Below are 20,707 nucleotides of genomic sequence, written 5' to 3'. Positions count from 1 at the left end.
CTAAGGGGTAAACCCTACCCATGTCAAGTTCGGCTAAGCTCTCGTTTAGTTCCATGCGGACAGGTATATGCGAGAGCACTTATCCAGGGGTATATCGGGGTTATGATGAATCCCATGCTTAAGGGTGAAGGCCCAGGTCCCCTTCCCCCCCTCCTGCAGCAGTACGTGGAGCTCAGGGACCGCTACCCCGACTACCTCCTCCTCTTCCAGGTGGGGGACTTCTACGAGTGCTTCGGGGAGGATGCGGAAAGGCTGGCCCGGGCTTTGGGATTGGTGCTTACCCACAAGTCCAGCAAGGACTTCACCACCCCCATGGCGGGGATTCCCATTAGGGCCTTTGACGCCTATGCGGAAAGGCTTTTGAAAATGGGTTTCCGGTTGGCGGTGGCGGACCAGGTGGAGCCCGCGGAAGAGGCCGAGGGCCTGGTGCGGCGGGAGGTGACCCAGCTCCTCACCCCTGGCACCCTGGTGCAGGAGACCCTTCTTTCCAAGGAAGCCAACTACCTGGCGGCCATCGCCACCGGGGATGGTTTCGGGGTGGCCTTTCTGGACGTGTCCACCGGGGAGTTCAAGGGCACCTTGCTTAAGAGCAAAAGCGCCCTCTACGACGAGCTATTTCGCCACCGGCCTGCCGAGGTGCTTCTGGCCCCGGAGCTCAGGGAAAACCAAGAGTTTGTGGAAGAATTCCAGAAGCGCTTCCCCGTTATGCTTTCGGAGGCTCCCTTTGAACCGGTAGGGGAGGGGCCCTTGGCCTTGCGCCGGGTCCAGGGGGCGCTCCTTTGGTATGCCCGCTGGACCCAAGGAGAGGGGTTCAGCCCCAGGCCCTTCCGCCCCTACGACCCCGGGGCCTTCATGCACCTGCCCGAGGCCACCTTAAGGGCCCTCGAGGTCTTCGAGCCCATCCGGGGCCAGGACACCCTCTTCGGCGTTCTGGACGAAACCCGCACGGCTTTTGGCCGCAGGTTGTTGCAAAGCTGGCTGCGCCATCCCTTGCTGGAGGCGGGTCCTTTGGAGGCCCGGCTGGACCGGGTGGAGCGCTTTGTAAGGGAAGGGGCCCTGCGGGAAGGGGTGAGGCGGCTCCTCTTCCGCTTGGCGGACCTGGAAAGGCTGGCCACCCGGCTGGAGATGGGGCGGGCATCCCCGCGGGACCTGGGCTCCTTGCGCCGGAGCCTGGAGATCCTGCCCGAGCTCCGGGCCCTCTTGGGGGAGGAGGTGGTCCTTCCCGACCTGGGTTCCCTTCTGGAGGAGTTGAGGGCGGCCTTGGAGGAGGAACTCCCCCTCAAGCTCTCCGAAGGAGGGCTGATCCGCGAGGGCTACGATCCCCATTTGGATGCCCTGCGGCAGGCCTACCGGGAAGGGGTGGCCTACTTCCTGGAGCTGGAGGAGCGGGAGAAGGCCAGAACCGGCATCCCCACCTTGAAGGTGGGCTATAACGCCGTCTTCGGCTACTACCTGGAGGTGACCCGACCCTACTACGAACGGGTCCCCTCGGAGTACAAGGCCATCCAGACCCTGAAGGACCGGCAGCGCTACACCCTGCCGGAGATCAAGGAGAGGGAAAGGGAGCTCTACCGCCTCGAGGCCCAGATCCGCCGCCGGGAGGAGGAAGTCTTCCTGGAGCTCAGGGAGAAGGCCAGGAAGGAGGCGGAGGCCCTCAGGGAGGCGGCCAGGGTCCTGGCGGAGCTGGACGTCTATGCCGCCTTGGCGGAGGTGGCGGTGCGCTATGGCTACGTAAGGCCCCGTTTTGGCGATAGGCTTCACATCCGCGGGGGGCGCCACCCGGTGGTGGAGCGGCGCACCAGCTTTGTCCCCAACGACCTGGAGACGGCCCACGAGCTCGTCTTGGTCACCGGGCCCAACATGGCGGGGAAGAGCACCTACCTGCGTCAGACGGCTCTCATCGCCCTTCTGGCCCAGATTGGAAGCTTTGTGCCCGCGGAGGAGGCTGTCCTTCCCCTCTTCGACCGGATCCTTACCCGGATCGGGGCCTCCGATGACCTGGCAGGGGGGCGGAGCACCTTCATGGTGGAGATGGAGGAGGTGGCCCTGATCCTCAAGGAGGCCACGGAGAAGAGCCTGGTCCTTCTGGACGAGGTGGGCCGCGGGACGAGCTCCTTGGACGGGGTGGCCATCGCCACCGCCGTGGCCGAGGCCCTTCACGAGAGGCGGTGCTACACCCTTTTCGCCACCCACTACTTTGAGCTGACCGCCCTGCCCCTGCCTCGACTGAAAAACCTGCACGTGGCCGCCAAGGAGGAGGAAGGAGGGCTGACCTTCTACCACCAGGTGCTGCCTGGCCCGGCCTCCAAGAGCTACGGGGTGGAGGTGGCCAGGATGGCGGGGCTTCCTAAGGAGGTGGTGGAACGGGCCAAGGCCCTCCTCCAGGTCCTCACCGCCCGCAGGGAGGGGGTGGCGGAGGCAGTACTGGAGAAGCTCATCTCCCTGGATCCCAACACCCTGACCCCCCTCGAGGCCCTCCGCCTTCTGCATGAGCTCAAGGCCTTGGCCCTGGGGGCTCCCCTGGATACCATAAAGGGGTGATCCGCCCGCTTCCTGAGGAGCTCCGGGGGCTCCTGGCCCGGGGGGAGGTGGTCTTTTCCCTCAGAGACGTGGTGCGGGAGCTTTTGGAAAACGCCCTGGACGCAGGGGCCAAGAGGGTGCGGGTGGAGCTTTACGGCGGGGGACGGGAGAGGATCGTGGTGGAGGACGATGGCCAGGGAATCCCCTTGGCCGAGCTTCCCTTGGCGGTGGAACCCTTCGCCACCAGCAAGCTTCTGGACCCCGGGAGGATCACCACCCTGGGCTTTCGCGGCCAGGCCCTTTACGCCCTCAGGCAGGCCGCCCTCCTCAGGATCCGCTCCCGGCCTCGCTTTCAGGTGGGCGGGGGGCTTCTTCTGGCCCGGGGGGAGCGGGTGGAGGTTAGGGAGGTGCCCGCCCCCCCGGGGACCCGGGTGGAGGTGGTGGGGTGGGAAGGGGAAGGCTCGGAGCGGGAGGTGGCGGAGCTTTTAAGGCGCTACCTCCTCCATTATCCCTGGCTTTCCCTGGCCTTTTTCGCAGAGGGGGAGGCCCGGCTCCTCTTCCCGGGTGCGGGGCTTAAGGAAGCAGCCCGGCTGGCCTTTGGCCGGGTCCTGATGGAAAGGCTCTTGCCCGTGGAGCGGGAGGCCGGGGGCATGCGGCTTCAGGGCTTGCTTTCCGGACCCCAGGCTTCCCGCACCCGGCCCGACCTTCTCTTCCTGGCCATAAATGGTCGTCCCGTGGCCTGGCCAGAGGGTTTGCTGAAAACCGTGCGCCGGGCTTACCGGGAGCTTCTTCCCGAGGGGCATTTCCCCGTGGGTGTCCTGAACCTCACCCTGCCCCTCGAGGCCTTCCGGTTGCGGCTGGATGCCAGGAAGGAGGAGGTGGCGGTCTTGGAGGAGGTGGAGGCCTTTGTGGAGGAAGGTCTGAGGGAGGCCTTCCAAAGGCATAACCTGGCCCGTAGCCTCCCCGAACCCAGGCCCCTCATGCCCTTAAGCCTGCCCACCCCTTCAGGGCTTCCCCCTTTGCGGTACCTGGGGCAGTTCCGGGGTAGCTACCTTCTGGCGGAGGCGGGGGATACCCTCTACGTGGTGGACCAGCATGCTGCCCACGAGCGGGTGCTCTACGAGGAGTTTCAAAGGCGCCTTAAGGAGGAGGGGTTAAAGGAGCTTCCCTATCCCGTTCTGGTGGAGCTTTCCCCTGCGGAGGAGGCCCTTTTTCCGGAAAGGCAGGAGGCCTTGGCCTCCCTCTTTGCCCTCGAGGCCTTTGGCCCCGGCAGGGTCAGGCTCCTGGCGGCCCCTTCCTTCCTCCATCCCTATCCCCTCCTCCTTCCGGAGATCTTCCGCGAGGCCCTAAGGGGAGAGGGGAAAAGCCTCGCGGAGCTTTTGGCCCGCCTGGCCTGCCTGCCGGCGGTGAAGGCGGGGCACCCCCTGTCCCGGGGCGAGGGCCAGGCCCTTCTGGATGCCCTCCTCCAGTGCCAAACCCCCTGGGTCTGCCCTCACGGCCGGCCCACCCTGCTGGCCCTCAAGGAGGAGGACCTCATCCGCCGCTTTGGCCGCCGCTCTGGGGCGAGGGCAGGAGAGGAATCCCGTCCTCGTCTGCCAGAAGAGGATTTCCCGGAAGAACCCTGGCCCAGGGGAGGTTAAGGGGTACGTTCTCCCCTCTGGCCTTCCGGCCGCCAGGGCCAGGGTGCCGATGGGCACTTCCTTGAGCTCCTCGGTATCCCGTACGGCCCCGTGGATCACCATTCCGGCCCAGCCCCGCTCCCAGGCCAGCCGGGCCAGGTTGCCCCCCAAAAGGGCGGTCTTCAGGGAGCCTCCCCCGTCCACCGCCGGCATCTGGCCTCGCCCCTCCTCCACATATCCTTCGCACGGGGGCGTTGTCCTGGAAGGCCTTCAGGGTGCGCACCCGCCCTTGGGAGCCCAAGGTTCCTATAGACCATGGGCAGGGTTTCCGCCTCGGGATGGGCGTCCGATAGGTCGGTGGTCCGCCAGTCCATGGGGATATAGTAGCGCCTATGGAAGAGGCGCGGCTCCTCATCACCTGCCCGGACCGGCCTGGGATCGTGGCCGCGGTTTCCGGGTTCCTGTACGCCCATGGGGCCAACATCACCGATTTGCAGCAGTATTCCACCGATCCCGAAGGGGGAACCTTTTTCATGCGCCTGGCCTTCACCACCCCCCACCTGGACCTTTCCCGCCCTGCCCTGGAAAGGGCCTTCCAGGACGTGGTGGCAAGCCGCTTCCAGATGGAGTGGCGCCTGGCCTATGCCTCGGAAAGAAAGCGGGTGGCCATTTTAGTCTCCAAGCCAGCCCATGCCCTTTTGGAACTCCTCTGGCGCTATAGGGTGGGGGAGCTTGCCATGGACCTCCGGATGGTGATCTCCAACCACCCTCACCACCAGGAGGAGGTGGAGCGCTTCGGTATCCCCTACCACCACGTGCCGGTGGAGAAGGGAAGGAAAGAGGAGGCGGAGGAAAGGATCCTGGCCCTCCTGGAGGAGGAAGGGGTGGAGCTGGTGGTCCTGGCCCGCTACATGCAGATCCTCTCCCCCGGTTTCGTGGCCCGCTACCCCATGCGCATCATCAACATCCACCATTCCTTCCTGCCGGCCTTTGCCGGGGCCGACCCCTACCGCCAGGCCCACGAGCGGGGGGTGAAGCTCATCGGGGCCACCGCCCACTACGTCACCGAGGAGCTGGACCAGGGGCCCATCATCGAGCAGGACGTGGTGCGGGTATCCCACCGCCACACGGTGGCGGAGATGCGGCGGCTTGGGCAGGAGCTGGAGCGCACGGTCCTGGCCCGGGCGGTGCGCTGGCACCTCGAGGACCGCATCCTCGTCCACGGCAACAAGACCGTGGTCTTCGTCTAATCGGTGCCTAACCGGGAAAGCGTAAGGTAAGTTCGGGAGGTGGCGCATGAACCTAGCCCGTTCCTTTGTGGGTTTTCTGGTGCTTGCCCTGATGGCGGGGGCCGTGCTCTGGTGGGGGTTGAGCAACGGCCAGACCCAGCGCTCCCAGCCTGTTTCCGCACCTGCCGAGGCAGGGCTTCTGGAGTACGAGCGCAACACCGTGGAGATCGTGGAGAAGTACGGGGACGGGGTGGTCTACGTGGGGGTGGTGACCCGTCCCCAAAGAGTCCAGCTTCCCCCGGGCTTTGAGTTTTTTGCCCCCTTTTTGCAAATGCCCCCACAGGAGGGCACGGGCTCGGGCTTCGTGATCGACAAGGAGGGGTACATCCTCACCAACTACCACGTGGTGGAGGGAGCCAGCCGCATCACTGTGAAGTTCCACAACGACCCCAAGGAGTACCAGGCCCGCCTGGTGGGGGCGGCCCCGCCTTTGGATCTGGCCCTCCTCAAGGTGGAGGCCCCTAAGGAAAAGCTGGTGCCCTTGGTCCTGGGGGATTCCGACCGTATAAGGGTGGGGCAGAAGGCCATCGCCATGGGAAACCCCTTCGGGCTGGAGTTCACCGTGACCCAGGGGATCGTCTCCGCCATCCGGGAAAACCCCGGGGCCATCGGGGATGAGTCGGGTCTGGTGCCCCAGGTGATCCAGACGGATGCCGCCATCAACCCTGGAAACTCCGGCGGACCCCTCCTCAACTCCCGCGGGGAGGTGATCGGCATCAACACCGCCATCTTCACCCCCACGGGCCAGTTCGGGGCCGCCCAGTTCGCCGGGGTGGGGTTTGCCCTGCCCATCAACCTGGTGAAGCAGTACCTGCCCGAGCTCAAGGCGGGGAAGACCCTGACCGCGGAGGAGATCGTCAGGAGCCGTCCCCGGCTTGGCGTGTCCCTCATCCCCCTTTCCATCTACCCGGAGAGGCTTCGCCAGCAGTACGGGCTTCCCGCCTCCGGCCTCATGGTGCAGGAGGTGGAGAGGAATAGCCCCGCTGCCCGGGCGGGCTTAAGGGCCCCAAGCCGCTTTGCCTACATCCAGCTTCCCACGGGGGAGGCCTTGCAGGTGGGGGTGGATGGGGATGTGCTCCTCAAGGCCGACGGGGTGCCTCTTTCCTCCATCGCCCAGCTCCGCCAGGTGCTCTACGGCAAGAAGCCCGGGGAGGCCGTGAGCCTCGAGGTCTGGCGCCAGGGCCGCACCCTTACCCTGAAGGTAGTCCCCCAGATCCTCCGTTAAGGGGGCCAGAGGAGGCGGAGGCGAAGGCATCCCTTTTCCACGCGGAACCAGGTATCTCCCAGCTTTAAGGCCAGGCCCACCTCGGAGCAATAGGTGAGGCTCTTCCGCCTCTCCTTGGCCAGCGCCTGGTTCCAGGGGTATTCGCCTGCGGTGTAATAGGCTTCCGTTTCCGGGTCGGTGAAGGCCCGAAAGCCCTGGAAGGCCCAGGGCAGGCGGAACTCCAGGAGGACGGGCTTCCCCGTCACCGAGTTGACGAACTCCACCCGTCCTTGCTCCCAGGCGTTCAGGAAGAGATACCGCTTTTGCTGTCCGTCCTCTACCACCACCACCCGGACTAGGCCGAGAAAGACCACGACCAGCCAAAAGGCCCAGCTCCCTAGGAGCTGGGCCAGCTTGGTGCGGAAAATGGCGGGTTTCACCGGCCTACTTCAGGACCCCGGCTTCCCGGAAGTAGCGCAGGGCCCCCTCGTGGTAGGGGATGGTGCCCCCCACGAAGCGGACGGCGTTCTCCAGGGTGGTGTCCCGGGCGGCGGCCACGGCCTGGCGCAGGGTGGCCAGGTTCTCAAAGGTGGCCTTGGTGAGGGCGTAGGCGGCCTCCTCCGGCAGGCTTTGCGGGCAGACGAAGAGGTTCCAGAAGGTGAGGGTGGGGGTGTCGCTCCGGGTTCCGTAGACCGCCTTGGGGATCACCCCAGGGCCAGCAAGCCCGGGGAAGCGCTTCTGGAAGGTCTGCACCACGGTGCTCTTGGGATCCAAGGGCACCAGGTGGATCCTCTGCCCCTTCCGGGCCAGGGCGGCGGAAAGCTCGGTGATGGCCCCGGTGGGGAGGCCCCCCGACCAGAAGAAGGCATCGATGTTGCCCTCGGCTAAGGCGTTGGCGCTTTCCTGGGCCCCCAGGCGCTCCTGCTTGGCGAAGTCCTTGGGGGAGATCCCGGCAGCCTGCAGGACCAGCAAGGCCTCCACCTCGGTGCCCGAGCCCGGGGCCCCGGTGGAGACCCGCTTCCCCTTCAGATCCTGCACCACCCGGATGCCCGTTCCCTCCCGGGTGACGATGTGCAGGAAGTTGGGGTACATGGCGAAGAGGATGCGCACGCTTTTGGCGGGTTTGTCCTTAAAGCGGTCGTGCTGGCCGGTGTAGGCCAGGTAGGCGGAATCGGGCAGCACGGTGCCGCAGTAGTAGGTGCCCCCGCCTGTGCGGTTTTCCAAAAGGAGCAGGTTGTCAATGGAAGCCGCGGTCTGGATGGCCTGGGCCTCGGCCACCCCGGCTTTGTTCCAGATTTCCGCCAAGGTGGTGCCGTAGTAGAAGTACACCCCCCCCACACCCCCGGTGGCGATCACCACCCTGGGCTTCTGGGCAAGACCCAACCCCGCCAGGGCCAAGAGGATCAACAGGGCTCTCTTCATAGCCTTGCCTCCTTTCCTTCGGCTTTTACCCTAAGCCTTTCCTCGAGTTCCCGTCAACCCTTTGCGGAAGAAGAAGGGAAGGCCGAGCAGGAAGGCCGCCAGGTTCAGGGGTCCATAGGGCGCGAAGAGGAAAACCGCCAGGATGCCCAAAGCCCAAGCTTCCCAGCGCGCCAGGGGCCTGCGGGTATACCCTGCGGCGGAGGCGGAAAGGTAGACGATGCCGATGGCCACGGAGAGGAAGCGCTCCAGGATCATGCCCCAGGCCTCGCCGGGAGGGGAGTTCTCCAACACGGGCACGATGAGGAGGGCGGTGCCCGAGTAGGAAAGGAGGAAGAAGAAGCCCACCAGGTATTTGGCGAGGGCTACCCGGGCGGCATAGACCCCGGTGACCAGGGGGTTGGTGCCGAAGACGCTGGCTGCGGCGTAGGCGGAAAGGGCCACGGGCGGGGTTACATCGGCCAGGACCGCATAGTAGAAGAGGAACATGTGGGTGGCGAGGATGGCGGCGGAGTCGGGGATGCCGTTTTGCTTGGCCAGGGCGATGATGGCCGGGGCGGTGAGGGCCGAGGTGAGCACGTAGGTGGCGGTGGGGGGTACCCCCATGCCCAGGATCAGGCTGAAGATGGCGGTGATGAGGGTGGCGAGGAGGAGGCTTTCCCCCGATACCTGCTGGAGAAGCTGGCTGAACTTGGAGGGGAGGCCGCTGATCACCATCATGGCGAAGATGAGGTTGGCGGCGGTCACGGCCGTGCCGATGGGGAGCAAGGTACGGAAGCCCTCGGAAAGCCCCTGGAAGATGGGAGCCAGGTTCTTAGGCCTCAGGGTGGGGTCCAGATAAGTGAGGAGGATGAAGAAGAGGAGGGCCAGGCTGGCGGCGGTGCGCACCTCGTAGCCCATGTAGAGCATGGCGATGATGAGGAGGATCGGCAAAAAGAGGGTGCTATAGCGAAGGATATAGGCCCTTCGGCTCATGCCCAGCTCCGCTCCCACGGGGGGCAGGCCCGCCTTTCGGGAGTAGAACTCGTTGAAGGCCAAAACGGCGGTTAGGTAAAGCAAGGCCGGCCCCAGGGCCATGATGATCACCTTCAGGTAGGAGATCTGTAGGATTTCCACCATGATGAAGGCGATGGAGCCCATGACCGGGGGGGTGATGAGGGCAATGGTGCCCGCGGTGGCCACCAGGCCTGCGGCCACCAGGCGATCGTAGTTGGCCCTCTCGTAAAGGGGCTTGGTGAGGGCGGCCACAAACTGGGTGTCCGCGGCCCCGGAGCCGGAGAACATGCCCATGAACACGCTGGCCAGGCCGGTAACCCGTCCAGGGGTGGCGGGATGCTTGCCCACCAGGGCCAGGGCCAGGTTGGCCACCACCTTCCCCAGGCCCAGGGCCCCGATCATGCCGGAAAGCAAGGTGAAGTAGACCAGGTACTTGGCGGAGACCCCGGTGATGAGCCCGTAGATGCCGGCCTCGGTTTCGTTGAAGGTTTTGCCCAGAAGGAGGTCTATTCCCTGGCGGCTTCCCCTGAAGGCCCCGGGGAAGAGGTCAGCGTAGAGGTTGTAGCTGAAGAAGAAGAGGACCAATACAGGCATCACGGGGCCCAGAAGGCGGTAGACCAGGCCCAGGACCAGCATGATGAGCCCGAAGGACATGGCCATGTCCCAAGGCGCAGGAAGCACCGCCCGGTAGACCAGCTCCTCAAAGAAGCGGAGCTGGTAGAGGGTAGGGAAAAGGGCCAGGAGAACCGCCAAGAGGTCGGCGGGCGGTTTTAAGCGCGGGAGGATTGCAGGCAGGGCCGCCACCCCCCAGTACAGGAGGCCCACCGCCTTGGCCTCCCACGGCAGGTTTACCCCGGGCACGCTGGGAAAGAGGAAGTTGTAGAGGGGGATCAAGGTGAAGGCGAAGTACACCCAGGCCCCTAGGGTGCGCTTCCTTGGGAGGTAGAAGGAAACGAGATACCCCCCAAGAAGGAGAAAGAGGACGTGGGTGCTTCGCTGAAGCTGGACGATGTCCAGGATGGGGATCTCGGCCTTGGCCAAGGGGGTGAAGGGATGAAGGACCAGATACAGGCTGTAAAGAGCTCCCAGGATCAGGATCCAGTGGGTCAGCCGGGCCAGAGGGGTGGATGGAGTCTTGGGATGTTCTAGCTCCATGGCTTTCTCCAAAAAAGCCCGGGGCCTGGAGGGTTCCAGGGCGCCCGGGCTAAGGCATGGCTTACTTGATGAGGCCTTTCTCCTTCAGGTACCGCTCGGCTCCCGGGTGGAAAGGGATGGGGAGCTTCCCGTAAAGCTTGGCGGTGGCCTCGAGGCTGGTGTCCTTGGCGGCGGCCACAGCGGTGCGGAGGGTATCCAGGTTCTCGAAGACGGCCTTCACGATGGCATAGCCGGCCTCCGCGGGCAGGGTGTCCGGGCAGACCACGATGTTGCCGGTGGCCAGCCCCGGCACGTCGGTGCGGGTGTTGTAGACGTTCTTGGGCACCTTGTAGGGATCCACCAGGCCTGGGAACCTCTTCATGACCACCTGGGCGGTGGTGCTCTTGGGGTCGATGGGCACCAGGTAGATGCGGTCCCCTTTGCGGGCGAGGGTCTGGGAGAGCTCCACGATGGAGCTGGTGGGCACGCCTCCCACCCAGAAGAAGGCATCCAGGGTGCCCTCAGCCAGGGCCTTGGCTCCTTCTGCCACCGGCAGGCGCTCCCGCTTGGCGAAGGTTTCCGGCTTTACCCCGGCCCCCTGCAGGACCAGAAGGGCGAGGTTCTCGGTGCTGGAGCCAGGCTGGCCTGTGGAAACCCGTTTGCCCTTGAGGTCCTGCACCACCTTGATGCCGGTCTTTTCCGCGGTCACCAGGTGGATGAAGGAGGGGTACATGTAGAAGAGGACCCGCTGGTTTTTGGCCGGCTTGTCCTTAAAGCGGGGCTCCTCCCCGGTGTAGGCCACGTAGGCGGAGTCGGTGGTGGTGAGGGCGCAGTAGTAGGTGTTGCCCGAGGTACGGTCCCGCAGGAGCTGCAGGTTGTCATAGGAGCCACCGGTCTGCACCGGCTGGGCCTCCACCGCCCCGGCCTTATTCAGGATGTCGGCCATGGCGGTACCGTAGTAGAAGAAGACGCCACCGGTGCTTCCCGTGCCGATCACCACCTTGGGTTTTTGCGCTAGGCCAAGCCCTAGGGCTACCAGACCGATGAGGATAAGGACTCGCTTCATGGTCGCCTCCCGTATACTTTTGCGCCCCTAACCTACCCCACCGCCCTCCGCCTGTCAAGGTGAGGAATGCCCCAGCATCCGCACCTGGAAGGCCCTTAGGAGGTCGGTTTTGCTGAGGATGCCCACCAGGCGGCCCCCTTCCATCACCAGGGCCCGGGCATAGCCGTGCTCCGCCATGCGCTCCAAGGCGGTAAGGGCGTCCTCCTCGGGGGAGAGGATCAGGGGTTCTTTTAGGTAGTGGACCACCGGGGCCAGGGGGTCGGCGCCCTCCAGCCCCTCGAGGCCCACCACCCCCAGGACCCGTCCCTCCTCCACCACGGGAAAGCCGGAAACCTTGTGGGCCAGGGCCAGTTCCAGGACTTCCTGGACCGTAAGCCCTGGGGGGATGACCAGGGGGTTTGGGGTCATGAGGTCCTTGGCCTTCAGCCCGCTTAAGGCTTGGGCCAGCAGGGTGGCCTCCACCTCGGCCCTCGAGGCCATGTACACGAAAAAGGCGATGAGGACCAGGAAGGGATTGAAGGCCAGAAATCCGAACAGCCCCAAGGCCCAGGCCACCGCCTGGCTCAGGGCCAAGGCCTGCCGGGTGGCCTGGAGGTAGGGCTTGCGCATGGCCAAAAGCGCCCGGTAGACCCGACCTCCATCCAAGGGCAGGGCAGGGAGGAGGTTGAATAGCCCCAGCATCAGGTTGACCAGGGCCAAATAGTGGGTGAGAAACCCCAAGGCCCCGGATTCCGCCTGCACCAAACGGAAGAAGAGAGCCAGGGAAAAGCTCACCGCTGGGCCCGCCAGGGCAATCCAGAGTTCCTTTTTGGGTTCCCTGGGGATCCTTTCCATCTGGGCTACCCCGCCCAGGAGCCACAGGGTGATGCGTTTGGTTTCTATACCGGAGCAGCGGGCTACCAGGGCGTGCCCGAGCTCGTGTAAAAGCACGGAGGCGAAAAGCCCTAGGGCCGCGGAAAGTCCCAGGAGGAAGGGCAGGGTGCCCTGGAGCAGGGAGGGGTCCCGAGGAAGGCCAAATAACTCCAGATAAAGGGGCAAGTTGCTGCCGATGAGAAAGGCCAAGAGGGGCAGAATCAGGAGGAAGGAGAGATCCAGGTAAAGGGGGATCCCCAGAACGCGGAACAGGGGAAAGCCGCGCTGGAGCATGCCTCAGTATAGGCACAGGCCGGCGGTGGAGTTGGTAATGACCGGTCAGTCAGCCGTAGGATAAGGAGGTGCTGGCCTTGGCCCTCCTGAAAGACCCTCTTTATCGTTCTTACTGGCTTGCCCTTTTCACCTCCCAGATGGGCACCTGGATGCAGTCGGCGGCCCAGGGATGGCTGGTCCTCCTCCTTACGGGAAGCGCGGAGAGGCTTGGGCTGGTGGTGGCCTTGCAGTTCCTGCCCTCCTTGCTCTTCTCCCTTCCCGCCGGGGTGTTGGCGGACCGTTACCCCAAGCGGAACCTTCTTATTTTTACCCAGGGGGGCATGATGGTTCTGGCCCTCCTCATGGCCTTCCTCATCCTCACCGGGCAGGTGCGCTATGGCCACGTACTCCTCTTTGCGTTTCTCTACGGGGCCCTCAACGCCATGGACCTCCCGGTGCGCCAGAGCTTCACCGTGGAGCTGGCGGGCAGGGACCGGTACCCGGGGGCCATCGCCCTTAACTCCTTTGGTTTCAACACCAGCAGGTTGGTGGGGCCGGCCCTAGCCGGGGTGTTGATCGCCCTCTTTGGCGTGGGGGTGGCCTATTTGGCCAACGCCCTTTCCTTTTTGCCCCTTCTCTTCGTCCTGCGCCGGCTTCCCCTGGGTCCTAGGGGGGAGGAAGGGGATGGCCGCTGGTGGCGGGAGGCCCAGGAGGGGGTGCGGTTTGTCCTCGAGCATCCCGTGGTGCGCCGGGTGGTGGGACTGGTGCTCTTCGCCAGCCTCTTGGGCATGAACTTCCAGACCCTGGTGCCCTCCTATGCCCGGCTGGTGCTGGGGCTTTCCGCCACGGGTTATGGTGGCCTCCTTTCCAGCGTGGGGTTGGGGGCCTTGGGGGCTGCCTTGGTCATGGCCTTCACGGGTAGGCCCAAGCCGGGGAGGCTTCTTCTTGGGGTCTTTTCCCTTTCCCTGGCCCACCTGGGCCTCTTCCTGCCCTACGCCTTCCTGGTCCCCTTCTTTTTGGCCCTGGGAGGGTTCGGGATGATCTCCGTGCTCATCAACGCCAACACCCTGGTGCAGCTATCCGTGCCCGACCGGATTCGGGGCCGGGTGATGGCGGTGTACAGCCTGGTGATGCTGGGCACCGGGCCCCTTGGGGCCTACCTCACCGGCCTCCTCTTTGAACGCTTCGGGGGACGGCTTGCCGCCCTCCTCCTGGGGGGCTGCCTCCTCCTGGTGGGCCTCTACCAGCTCAGGCCCTGGCCTAGGGAACCCAATCCTCCGGCCTAGGCCCCAGGCCGAGCCGCCAGGCCACTCCCTGGGCCACCCGAATCCCCGCCTTCCCATCCCCGTAGGGGTTCTTGGCCTGGCGCATGCGGGCCAGCTCTTGGGGGTTTTCCAACAATTCCTTTACCGTGCGGTACACCCTTTCGGGGTCGGTGCCCGCCAGCCTCAGGATGCCCGCCTCGAGGCCTTCTGGCCTTTCCGTAACGTTCCTGAGCACCACCACGGGAACCCCCAGGGCCGCTCCTTCCTCCTGGAGCCCCCCGGAATCGGTGACGAGGAGGAGGCTTTCCCGCATCAAGGCGGCCATGGGCCCGTAGTCCAAGGGGTCCAGGAGGAGAAAGTTCTTCATCCCTTTGAGCACGGGGAAGACCGCCTCCCGCACCACGGGGTTCAGGTGCACGGGGTAGACGAAGGTGAGGTGGGGGAAGGCCTCGGCCACCCGTTTGAGGGCCCGGGCCAGCTCCGGCAGGATGGGCCAGTTTTCCCGCCGGTGCATGGTAACGGTCACGTAGGGGCCAGGGGGAAGCCCCTCAGGAAGCCGGCCTAGCCGGGCGGCCAGGAGCACGGCATCCACCCCCGTCTGGCCGGTGACCAGGATGGTCTCCTCCTTCTTGCCCTCCCTTAGGAGGTTTTCCTTGGCCAGAGGGGTGGGGGCGAAGTCCAGGTCGGTAAGCACGTCGGTGAGACGGCGGTTGGCCTCCTCGGGGAAGGGTTCTTTGAGGTTGCCGCTTCTTAGGCCTGCCTCCACGTGCCCCACGGGAAGCCCCACCAGAAAGGCCGCCCAGGCCACGGTGAAGGTGGTGAGGGTGTCCCCGTGGACCAGCACGTAGTCCGCCCGCATCTCCTCGAGGGCCCTGGCCGCCTGGGGCAGGATGCGGGCCGCCAGGTCCGGCAGGGCCTGGCGCTCTTGCATCACGTCCAGGTTGCGGTCCTCTTGGATGCCGAAAAGCCCCAGGGCCTGCCTTAGTTGTTCCCGGTGCTGGCCGGTGAGGAGGATGAGGGGCTTGATGTGGGGGTGCTCCTTCAAAGCCAGGTAGACCGGGGCCATCTTGGTGGCCTCAGGCCGGGTGCCGAAGGCTAGGACCACCCGCTTCATGGTTTCAGGAGGACGAGGCGGGCAGGGAAAGAAACCTCGGGCAGCAGAAGGGGTGTGAGGCTTCCTTCGGGGCCTTCGGTCAGGGTCTCTCCATAGCTTTCCCCTTGGGGATGGCGGAAAACCAGGACCCTTTCCCCCAAGAGGTCCACCACCCAGACCTCGGGGATGCCATGCTGGGCGTAGAGGGGAAGCTTGACCTCGAGGTCATAGGTCAACGAGGTATCCGCCACTTCCGCCAGTAGGAGAACGTCTCCCGCCTGGGGTAGGTCATGGGCGTAATCATCGGCCCGGGTCTTGAGCAGAGCCAGGTCGGGCTGGGGCTCGGAATCCTTTCCCAACCGCACGGGATTCTGGATGCTCACGATGGCCCGGTTTCCGAGGGCCTGTATGAAAAGGCGGGCCAGTCGGTTTACCGCCGCTGCATGACGGCTTCCAATCGGGCTCATTTCCAAAATCTCTCCCCGGATCAGCTCCACCCGGTCGTCTTCGTGGAGGATGCCAGCCTCCGCCAAGCGGTGGAACTCCTCTACGGTAAAGGGGCGAGGCCGCTTGACCATAGGGCTATTCTACCCCCCTCCAAAGGGCCCTGAGGCGGCGGTAGGTCACCCACCCCAGGCCGGAAACCGTGGCGAAAAGGCTTGCCAGGATGGCTTCCTTCGGCATGCCCAGGTAGGCCATGGCCAGAAGGTTGAAGAGGAGGGCGAGCCCCCACAGGAGGAAGGCCACCCGCCTTTGGGAAAGTCCCCGGGCGAGAAGGCGGTGGTGGATGTGGTCCTTGCCGGGGGTGGAAAGGGGGTTTTGCCCCCGCAATAGCCTTCGCACCACCACCTGGGTGGTGTCCAGGATGGGGAGAAGAAGAAAAAGGGCCGGGGGCAGGAGGCCCAAAAAGGTGGTGAGCTTCAGATTGCCAAGAAGGGAGGTGGCCGCCAGGGTGAAGCCCAGGAAGTAAGCCCCCGCATCCCCCAGGATGATGCGGCTTGGGTGAAGGTTGTGCCGCAGGAAGCCCAGGGCTGCCCCGGCCAGGGCCGCCAGGACCAGGGTGCCTGCCGCCCAGTAGGGAAACTGGGCGCTCACGAAGAGGAGGCTCATGGCGCTGATGTACGCCACCCCGCCCGCCAGCCCATCCAGGCCGTCCATGAGGTTCAGGGCGTTGGTGATTCCCACCACCCAGAGCCAGGTGAGGAAAAACCCCAAGACGGGATCCAGGGGGGTGCCGAAGGCGGCTTCGAACCGCACCCCCACCGCCATGAGGAGGAGGGCGGCCAGGGTTTGCACGAAGAGGCGGAAGAGGGGGGGGAGGCCGAACTGATCGTCGATGAAGCCCACCAGCACCAGCCAAGCTCCTCCCAAGAGGATGGCGAGGATTTGGATAAGCACGTGTTCCACCAGGATGGGCCTTAGGAAGGCGGCCACCACCAGGGCCAGCACCACCCCGGCGTACACCGCCAGGCCCCCGGCGTTGGGCAGGGGCTCCCGGTTGAGGCGCCTTTCGTTGGGCATGTCCGCCCAGCCCACCTTGAGGGCGAAGCGGCGCACATGGGGCAGGAAGCGCCAGGTGAAGAAAAGGGCCACCAGGAAGGCGAAGGCCACGGTAAGCCAGCCTGTGCCCGTGGGTTCAGCGATGCCTATCTTCTTCAGAAGTTCAGTCATTTGGTCCCGTAGATCCGGTCCCCGGCGTCCCCCAGGCCGGGAACGATGTAACCGTGGTCGTTCAGGCGCTCGTCGATGGCCGCCACCACCACCTCGGTGTCGGGATGGTCCTGGGCGATGCGCTCCAGGCCCTCGGGGGCGGCGATGAGGCACATGAGCTTGATCCCCGTGGCCCCCTTCTCCTTAAGAAGGGTAAGGGCGTGGCTGGCGCTCCCGCCCGTGGCCAGCATGGGGTCCAGGAGGAAGACCCGGCGCTCGTGGATATCCGGGGGTAGCTTGGCGTAGTACTGAACGGGCTTTAGGGACTCGGGGTCCCGGTAGAGGCCGATGTGCCCCACGCGGGCATGGGGCACCAGCTTGAGGATGCCCTCCACCATGACCAATCCAGCCCGCAAGATAGCCACCAGGGCCAGCTTCTTGCCGGAAAGCACCTTGACCCGGGCGGGGGCCACGGGGGTTTCCACGGTGGTTTCCGTAAGTTCCAGGTCCCTCATGGCTTCGTAAGCCATGAGGAGGGATACCTCCTCCGCCAGCTCGCGAAAGTCCTTGGCGCCCGTGCGTTTATCCCGGAGGTGGGCCAGCTTGTGCTGGACCAAGGGATGGTCCACCAGGGTGATCCTCATCCCCCAAAGCCTAACACGCCCGGTTTCTCAGGGGAAAGCAGTCTTGGAAGAAGCTCAGAGCTCGGGGGAGCTTGTCCGCCAGGGCCTCGAGGAAGCCCTCGGGCTTCTTCGTGCGGAACCAGTGGAGGTCGTGGAGATAGGTGAGGGGCACGTAAAAGGCCAGGCGCTCCCGCACCTCTTTGGGGTAGAACTGCACCAGGCGGAAAAGGGCCTCCCGGGCCCTTTTTTCCCCCAAGAGGTCCAGGCTTCCCGTCTTGAGGAGGGCAAGGTCCCGGGCGGGATCGTCGCCTCCGGAACGGACCCAGTCCACCAGGAGCACCTCGGGGTCGTCGTGGGAGGGGTTTTCCTGGGTTTTAAGCAGGAGGTTCCCCGCCCAGGCGTCCCGATGGCAGAAGCGCTTCTCCACCCCCGCCACCCAGGCGACCTCCCGCATAAGGGCCTTGATGAGGCTTAAGGCCTCGGGCACGGAGCCCAGGCTTTCAGCGAAGCGCTCTAGCCTCTCCGAAAGCTCTTCCCGCTCCACATACCCCGGCTCGGGGAGGCGGTGGAGGGAGAGGAAGAGGTGGGAGAGGGCGGCGAGGGCCTTGGAGGTGAAGGCTTCGGGGCTGAAGGGTTTTCCGGGAAAATGGCGGATGACCAGGACCCCTTGTCCCTCCACCTCGGCCACCCCCAGGACGAAGCTTCCCAAGCCGGCGCGGGCCATCCTCTCGGCCTCGAGGGCCGCCAGGTGGGCCTCGCCAGGCCGGTATACCTTGTAGACCCTTTCCCCATCCGTGTACACCCGGGCTTCAAAGCCGCCCAGGGGGGTAAGGCGAGAGAGGGTATCGGGGGAGAGGAGGCCCTTCAGGGCCGAGAGCACCACGGGGCTTATTCTAAGGGCCTCGAGGGGGGATGAAATGCCCCGTTGAGTATGGCTTTGTATAGGTCGTCCTCAACCCCATCCCCGGCAGCGCGTAACCTAAGGGCGTGGAGCTTTTGCGGCCGGAGACCACGGTTCTCTCCCTGGGGGACAGGGTCCTCTCCTTCGACCGGGAGGGACAGCCTTACCACTACTTCCGCCAGGGGCTCACCTACAAGCGGGCCTTGGACGGAAGCCTGCACCTGCGCTACCGCGAGGGGGAGAGGAGGAGGCGACGCCTAGAGAAGGCGGAGGCCCTGGAGGTCTACCGCGAGATCCTGGGCATAGCGGAGGCCCATCTCAAGGATCCCGGACGCCGGGAAGAGGTGCTTCGCTGGACCCCGGAGGCCCTTTCCGACCCCACCCCTTATCGCCGGGCCTACGCCTGGCCCGTGAGCATTCTCCCTCCGGATGCCTACCTTTCCGTGGTCCTTCAGGCCACCACGGGATGCACCTGGAACCGGTGCGCCTTCTGCTCCTTCTACCAGGACCGCCCCTTTCAGAAGCGCAGTCCCGATGCCTTCCGGGAGCATGTGGAACGGGTTTTGGAGCTTTTGGGAAGGGGAAGGCTTTTAAGGAGGGGGGTTTTTCTGGGAGATGGCAACGCCTTGGCCCTGGGCGAGCCCCTTCTTCCCCTACTGGAAGAGGTTCGGCGGGCCTTTCCCGGGGAGCCCATCCTGGGCTTTTTGGACCTCTTTACCGGGTTGAAGAAGGAGGCTACTTGGTGGGAAAGGCTTAGGGCCTTGGGGCTTAGACGGGTTTACATTGGCCTCGAGACCGGGCATCCCCCGTTGCTTGCCCTCCTAAACAAGCCCGGGCACCCCCGGGAGGCCTTACCCCTGGTGAACGCTTTGAAGGAAGCGGGGCTTTCCTTGGGGGTAATCCTCATGGTGGGGGCTGGGGGCCTAGCCTACGCTGAGGCCCACCGCCGGGAGAGCCTGGCCCTTTTGGCCGAGCTCCCCTTGGGGAAAGAGGATGTGGTTTACCTATCCCCTTTCCAGGAGGAGCCGGGTACCCCCTACGCCCTCCTGGGCCTAAAGCCTCTTCCCGATGTGGAGGCGGAGCTTGCTGCTTGGGCCAGGGAACTCCGCCGCTTGGGCCTGCGGGTGGCCCGGTACGACATCCGGGAGTTCCTCTATTAGGGCCAGCGCACCCTGGCCTCTTGGTATACTCGGGCCATGAGCGCCTCGCATGAACGGGAACTCTATGAGGCCTGGGTGGAGCTCCTTTCCTGGATGCGGGAATATGCCAGAGAGAAGGGGGTCCGGTTCGAGAAGGAGGCGGACTTCCCCGATTTCATCTACCGCATGGAGCGCCCTTATGACCTTCCCACCACCATCATGACCGCTTCCCTTTCCGATGCCTTGGGGGAGCCCTTCCTTCTTGCGGACGTCTCTCCCCGGCACGCCAAGTTGAAACGCATCGGCATCCGCCTTCCCCGGGCCCACATCCATCTGCACGCCCACTACGAGCCAGGGAAGGGCTTGGTGACGGGGAAAATCCCCCTTACCAAGGAGCGCTTCTTCGCTCTGGCCGACCGGGCGCGGGAGGCCTTGGCCTTCGCCTAGCCCTCGAGGGCCTCCCATAACTTCAGGACCACCGGATGGAGGAGGGGAAAAGCCCGGCGGGTGGGCTTGAGGCGGAGGCCTTCCACTTCCAAAAAGCCCGCTTCCGCCAGGGATATAGCGGCAGGCTTTAGACTAGGCCAAAGGCTTAGGCCCGTTCTCCTCTCCACGGCCTCCACATCCACCCCCTCCTTCAGGCGCAGGCCCAGCATCAGGCTTTCCTTGGCGTGTTCTAAGGGGGAGATGGCCTCCTCCTGAGGGGGTTCCCCCAGGAGCCAGCGGGGGAGGGGAGGGTTGGTACGGCGGAAGGCGTAAACCGGCCCCGTGCCCGGGTACTGGCCTGCGGCACTGGGACCCAGGGCCAGCCAAAAACCATTCCGCCAGTAGGCCAGGTTGTGGCGGGCCTCCTCGCCGGGCCTTGCGAAGTTGGATATCTCGTAGCGCACAAGACCGGCACCCTCCAGGATCTCCTCCGCCTTCCCCATGGCCCAGGCTTCCCTTTCCGGATCCTCCTTCAGGCCCGAAAGGGCGAAGGGGGTACCCTTTTCCACCTGCAGGGTGTAGGCGGATACGTGCCCCACTCCTAGGGAGGCGGCCTCCTTTAGGTCCTTCTCCACCTCCTGCATGGGCAGGCCCAGGATGAGATCCAGGGAAACCCGGAAGCCCCCTTCCAAGGCCATCTCCACGGCCTTCAAGGCGCCCCTTCGTCCATGGGCCCGGCCCAGGAACCGCAGCACCGCTTCCTGGAAGCTCTGGACCCCTAAGGAGAGGCGGTTCACCCCGAGGTCCTTGAGAAGGGCCATCCGTTCCCGGTTCAAGGTGCCGGGGTTGGCCTCGAGGGTCACCTCCGCATCCGCTTCCAGCCTCCAGGGAAGGGCTTGGAAGAGGGCGATGAGTTCCCGGTCCCGGAGAAAGCTCGGGGTACCCCCGCCCAGGTAGAGGGTCTTTAGGGGCTCAGGGTGGATCTCGTAAAGCCTTTGGGCTTCCTCCTTAAGGCGTTTCAGGTAGGCTTCCACCCACCCTGGGCCCCGGCGCACCACGTGGAAGTCGCAGTAGGGGCAGAGGGTGGGGCAGAAGGGAACGTGGAGGTAGAGGCTAGCCATGGTGAAGGGAAATCTTCTGCGCCGGGACGGTTTTGAGGATGGCCTCGAGGACCGGGGCCAGCTCCGGGTACTCCATTCCTTTAGTCTATAGGAAAGCCCTTGGATCAACGGATGGGC

At 65.0% G+C, this 20,707-nt stretch carries 18 protein-coding genes and 1 pseudogene; 7 read left to right on the top strand and 12 right to left on the bottom strand.

The features are described 5' to 3' along the window. Positions 1-105: 105 nt before the first annotated feature. Both mutS and G584_RS0108265 read left to right on the top strand, forming a co-directional pair. Positions 106-2,541 (top strand): DNA mismatch repair protein MutS, encoded by a 2,436-nt coding sequence (gene mutS, locus G584_RS0108270; RefSeq protein WP_028494209.1) that lies wholly within the window; start codon positions 106-108, stop codon positions 2,539-2,541. Next, positions 2,538-4,160 (top strand): ATP-binding protein, encoded by a 1,623-nt coding sequence (locus G584_RS0108265; RefSeq protein ID WP_028494208.1) that lies wholly within the window; start codon positions 2,538-2,540, stop codon positions 4,158-4,160. Before mutS ends, G584_RS0108265 begins: the two co-directional genes overlap by 4 nt. Before the next feature lie 87 nt (positions 4,161-4,247). On the opposite strand, the pseudogene G584_RS12955 reads toward G584_RS0108265, so the two are convergent. After that, positions 4,248-4,352 (bottom strand): annotated as a pseudogene (locus G584_RS12955) (RraA family protein); the annotation flags it as partial. A 179-nt stretch (positions 4,353-4,531) separates the two neighbouring features. Here G584_RS12955 and purU point away from each other — a divergent pair. Both purU and G584_RS0108255 read left to right on the top strand, forming a co-directional pair. After that, the gene (gene purU, locus G584_RS0108260) at positions 4,532-5,389 is read left to right on the top strand and encodes a formyltetrahydrofolate deformylase (RefSeq protein ID WP_028494207.1); all 858 of its coding nucleotides are present in this window, start codon (positions 4,532-4,534) and stop codon (positions 5,387-5,389) included. Positions 5,390-5,435: 46 nt separating this feature from the next. Further along, complete coding sequence (locus G584_RS0108255; protein ID WP_028494206.1) at positions 5,436-6,653, top strand: S1C family serine protease; 1,218 nt, start codon at positions 5,436-5,438, stop codon at positions 6,651-6,653. Here the strand turns inward: G584_RS0108255 and G584_RS0108250 are convergent. The 5 genes from G584_RS0108250 to G584_RS0108230 all read right to left on the bottom strand — a co-directional run bounded on the left by G584_RS0108250 (position 6,650) and on the right by G584_RS0108230 (position 12,393). Then, entirely contained in the window at positions 6,650-7,072 is a 423-nt protein-coding gene (locus G584_RS0108250) for a hypothetical protein (RefSeq protein ID WP_028494205.1), read from the bottom strand. The two genes, G584_RS0108255 and G584_RS0108250, sit on opposite strands and share 4 nt — an antisense overlap. Positions 7,073-7,076: 4 nt before the next feature. Further along, entirely contained in the window at positions 7,077-8,054 is a 978-nt protein-coding gene (locus G584_RS0108245) for a TAXI family TRAP transporter solute-binding subunit (RefSeq protein WP_028494204.1), read from the bottom strand. Positions 8,055-8,084: 30 nt separating this feature from the next. After that, complete coding sequence (locus G584_RS0108240) at positions 8,085-10,202, bottom strand: TRAP transporter permease (protein WP_028494203.1); 2,118 nt, start codon at positions 10,200-10,202, stop codon at positions 8,085-8,087. A 61-nt stretch (positions 10,203-10,263) separates the two neighbouring features. Then, positions 10,264-11,247 (bottom strand): TAXI family TRAP transporter solute-binding subunit, encoded by a 984-nt coding sequence (locus tag G584_RS0108235; RefSeq protein WP_028494202.1) that lies wholly within the window; start codon positions 11,245-11,247, stop codon positions 10,264-10,266. 54 nt (positions 11,248-11,301) lie between these two features. Next, positions 11,302-12,393: a site-2 protease family protein gene (locus G584_RS0108230; protein WP_028494201.1), complete on the bottom strand. Its 1,092-nt coding sequence runs from the start codon at positions 12,391-12,393 to the stop codon at positions 11,302-11,304. A 68-nt stretch (positions 12,394-12,461) separates the two neighbouring features. Between G584_RS0108230 and G584_RS0108225 the strand changes: the two genes are divergently transcribed. Then, positions 12,462-13,658, top strand: a complete 1,197-nt coding sequence (locus tag G584_RS0108225) for an MFS transporter (RefSeq protein WP_028494200.1) — start codon at positions 12,462-12,464, stop codon at positions 13,656-13,658. On the opposite strand, the gene wecB is transcribed toward G584_RS0108225, so the two are convergent. The 5 genes from wecB to G584_RS0108200 are packed head-to-tail and all read right to left on the bottom strand — an operon-like array spanning position 13,633 to position 17,886. Continuing rightward, a complete protein-coding gene (gene wecB / locus G584_RS0108220) occupies positions 13,633-14,751 on the bottom strand; it encodes a non-hydrolyzing UDP-N-acetylglucosamine 2-epimerase (protein ID WP_028494199.1) in 1,119 nt (372 codons plus the stop codon). The genes G584_RS0108225 and wecB overlap by 26 nt on opposite strands. After that, complete coding sequence (locus G584_RS0108215) at positions 14,748-15,308, bottom strand: Uma2 family endonuclease (protein WP_028494198.1); 561 nt, start codon at positions 15,306-15,308, stop codon at positions 14,748-14,750. The genes wecB and G584_RS0108215 overlap by 4 nt, the downstream gene beginning before the upstream one ends. A gap of 4 nt (positions 15,309-15,312) precedes the next feature. Beyond that, the gene (locus tag G584_RS0108210; protein ID WP_028494197.1) at positions 15,313-16,401 is read right to left on the bottom strand and encodes an MraY family glycosyltransferase; all 1,089 of its coding nucleotides are present in this window, start codon (positions 16,399-16,401) and stop codon (positions 15,313-15,315) included. Continuing rightward, complete coding sequence (gene upp / locus G584_RS0108205; RefSeq protein WP_015716444.1) at positions 16,398-17,024, bottom strand: uracil phosphoribosyltransferase; 627 nt, start codon at positions 17,022-17,024, stop codon at positions 16,398-16,400. The genes G584_RS0108210 and upp overlap by 4 nt, the downstream gene beginning before the upstream one ends. Positions 17,025-17,034: 10 nt before the next feature. Next, a complete protein-coding gene (locus tag G584_RS0108200) occupies positions 17,035-17,886 on the bottom strand; it encodes a phosphotransferase (protein ID WP_028494196.1) in 852 nt (283 codons plus the stop codon). A gap of 104 nt (positions 17,887-17,990) precedes the next feature. Between G584_RS0108200 and G584_RS0108195 the strand changes: the two genes are divergently transcribed. Both G584_RS0108195 and G584_RS0108190 read left to right on the top strand, forming a co-directional pair. After that, a complete protein-coding gene (locus tag G584_RS0108195; protein ID WP_028494195.1) occupies positions 17,991-19,064 on the top strand; it encodes a radical SAM protein in 1,074 nt (357 codons plus the stop codon). A 36-nt stretch (positions 19,065-19,100) separates the two neighbouring features. Next, positions 19,101-19,490 carry an NADH-quinone oxidoreductase subunit 15 gene (locus G584_RS0108190; protein ID WP_019551701.1) on the top strand — a complete coding sequence of 130 codons (390 nt, stop codon included), beginning with the start codon at positions 19,101-19,103 and terminating at the stop codon, positions 19,488-19,490. Here the strand turns inward: G584_RS0108190 and hemW are convergent. Continuing rightward, positions 19,487-20,590, bottom strand: coding sequence for a radical SAM family heme chaperone HemW (hemW, locus tag G584_RS0108185; RefSeq protein ID WP_028494194.1), 1,104 nt, complete (start codon positions 20,588-20,590; stop codon positions 19,487-19,489). The genes G584_RS0108190 and hemW overlap by 4 nt on opposite strands. Positions 20,591-20,707: the final 117 nt, after the last annotated feature.

The sequence above is a fragment of the Thermus antranikianii DSM 12462 genome, from assembly GCF_000423905.1.
GTDB classification, from domain to species: Bacteria; Deinococcota; Deinococci; order Deinococcales; family Thermaceae; genus Thermus; species Thermus antranikianii.
This window is presented reverse-complemented; position numbering and strand designations above follow the sequence as displayed.

What these genes read in the sequence shown, in the direction of transcription:
- mutS (WP_028494209.1), top strand. Translation starts at nt 106, where the DNA reads ATGAATCCCATGCTTAAGGGTGAAGGCCCAGGTCCCCTTCCCCCCCTC.
- purU (WP_028494207.1), top strand. Translation starts at nt 4,532, where the DNA reads ATGGAAGAGGCGCGGCTCCTCATCACCTGCCCGGACCGGCCTGGGATC.
- G584_RS0108255 (WP_028494206.1), top strand. Translation starts at nt 5,436, where the DNA reads ATGAACCTAGCCCGTTCCTTTGTGGGTTTTCTGGTGCTTGCCCTGATG.
- G584_RS0108245 (WP_028494204.1), bottom strand. Translation starts at nt 8,054, where the DNA reads ATGAAGAGAGCCCTGTTGATCCTCTTGGCCCTGGCGGGGTTGGGTCTT.
- G584_RS0108240 (WP_028494203.1), bottom strand. Translation starts at nt 10,202, where the DNA reads ATGGAGCTAGAACATCCCAAGACTCCATCCACCCCTCTGGCCCGGCTG.
- G584_RS0108235 (WP_028494202.1), bottom strand. Translation starts at nt 11,247, where the DNA reads ATGAAGCGAGTCCTTATCCTCATCGGTCTGGTAGCCCTAGGGCTTGGC.
- G584_RS0108230 (WP_028494201.1), bottom strand. Translation starts at nt 12,393, where the DNA reads ATGCTCCAGCGCGGCTTTCCCCTGTTCCGCGTTCTGGGGATCCCCCTT.
- wecB (WP_028494199.1), bottom strand. Translation starts at nt 14,751, where the DNA reads ATGAAGCGGGTGGTCCTAGCCTTCGGCACCCGGCCTGAGGCCACCAAG.
- G584_RS0108215 (WP_028494198.1), bottom strand. Translation starts at nt 15,308, where the DNA reads ATGGTCAAGCGGCCTCGCCCCTTTACCGTAGAGGAGTTCCACCGCTTG.
- G584_RS0108210 (WP_028494197.1), bottom strand. Translation starts at nt 16,401, where the DNA reads ATGACTGAACTTCTGAAGAAGATAGGCATCGCTGAACCCACGGGCACA.
- upp (WP_015716444.1), bottom strand. Translation starts at nt 17,024, where the DNA reads ATGAGGATCACCCTGGTGGACCATCCCTTGGTCCAGCACAAGCTGGCC.
- G584_RS0108190 (WP_019551701.1), top strand. Translation starts at nt 19,101, where the DNA reads ATGAGCGCCTCGCATGAACGGGAACTCTATGAGGCCTGGGTGGAGCTC.
- hemW (WP_028494194.1), bottom strand. Translation starts at nt 20,590, where the DNA reads ATGGCTAGCCTCTACCTCCACGTTCCCTTCTGCCCCACCCTCTGCCCC.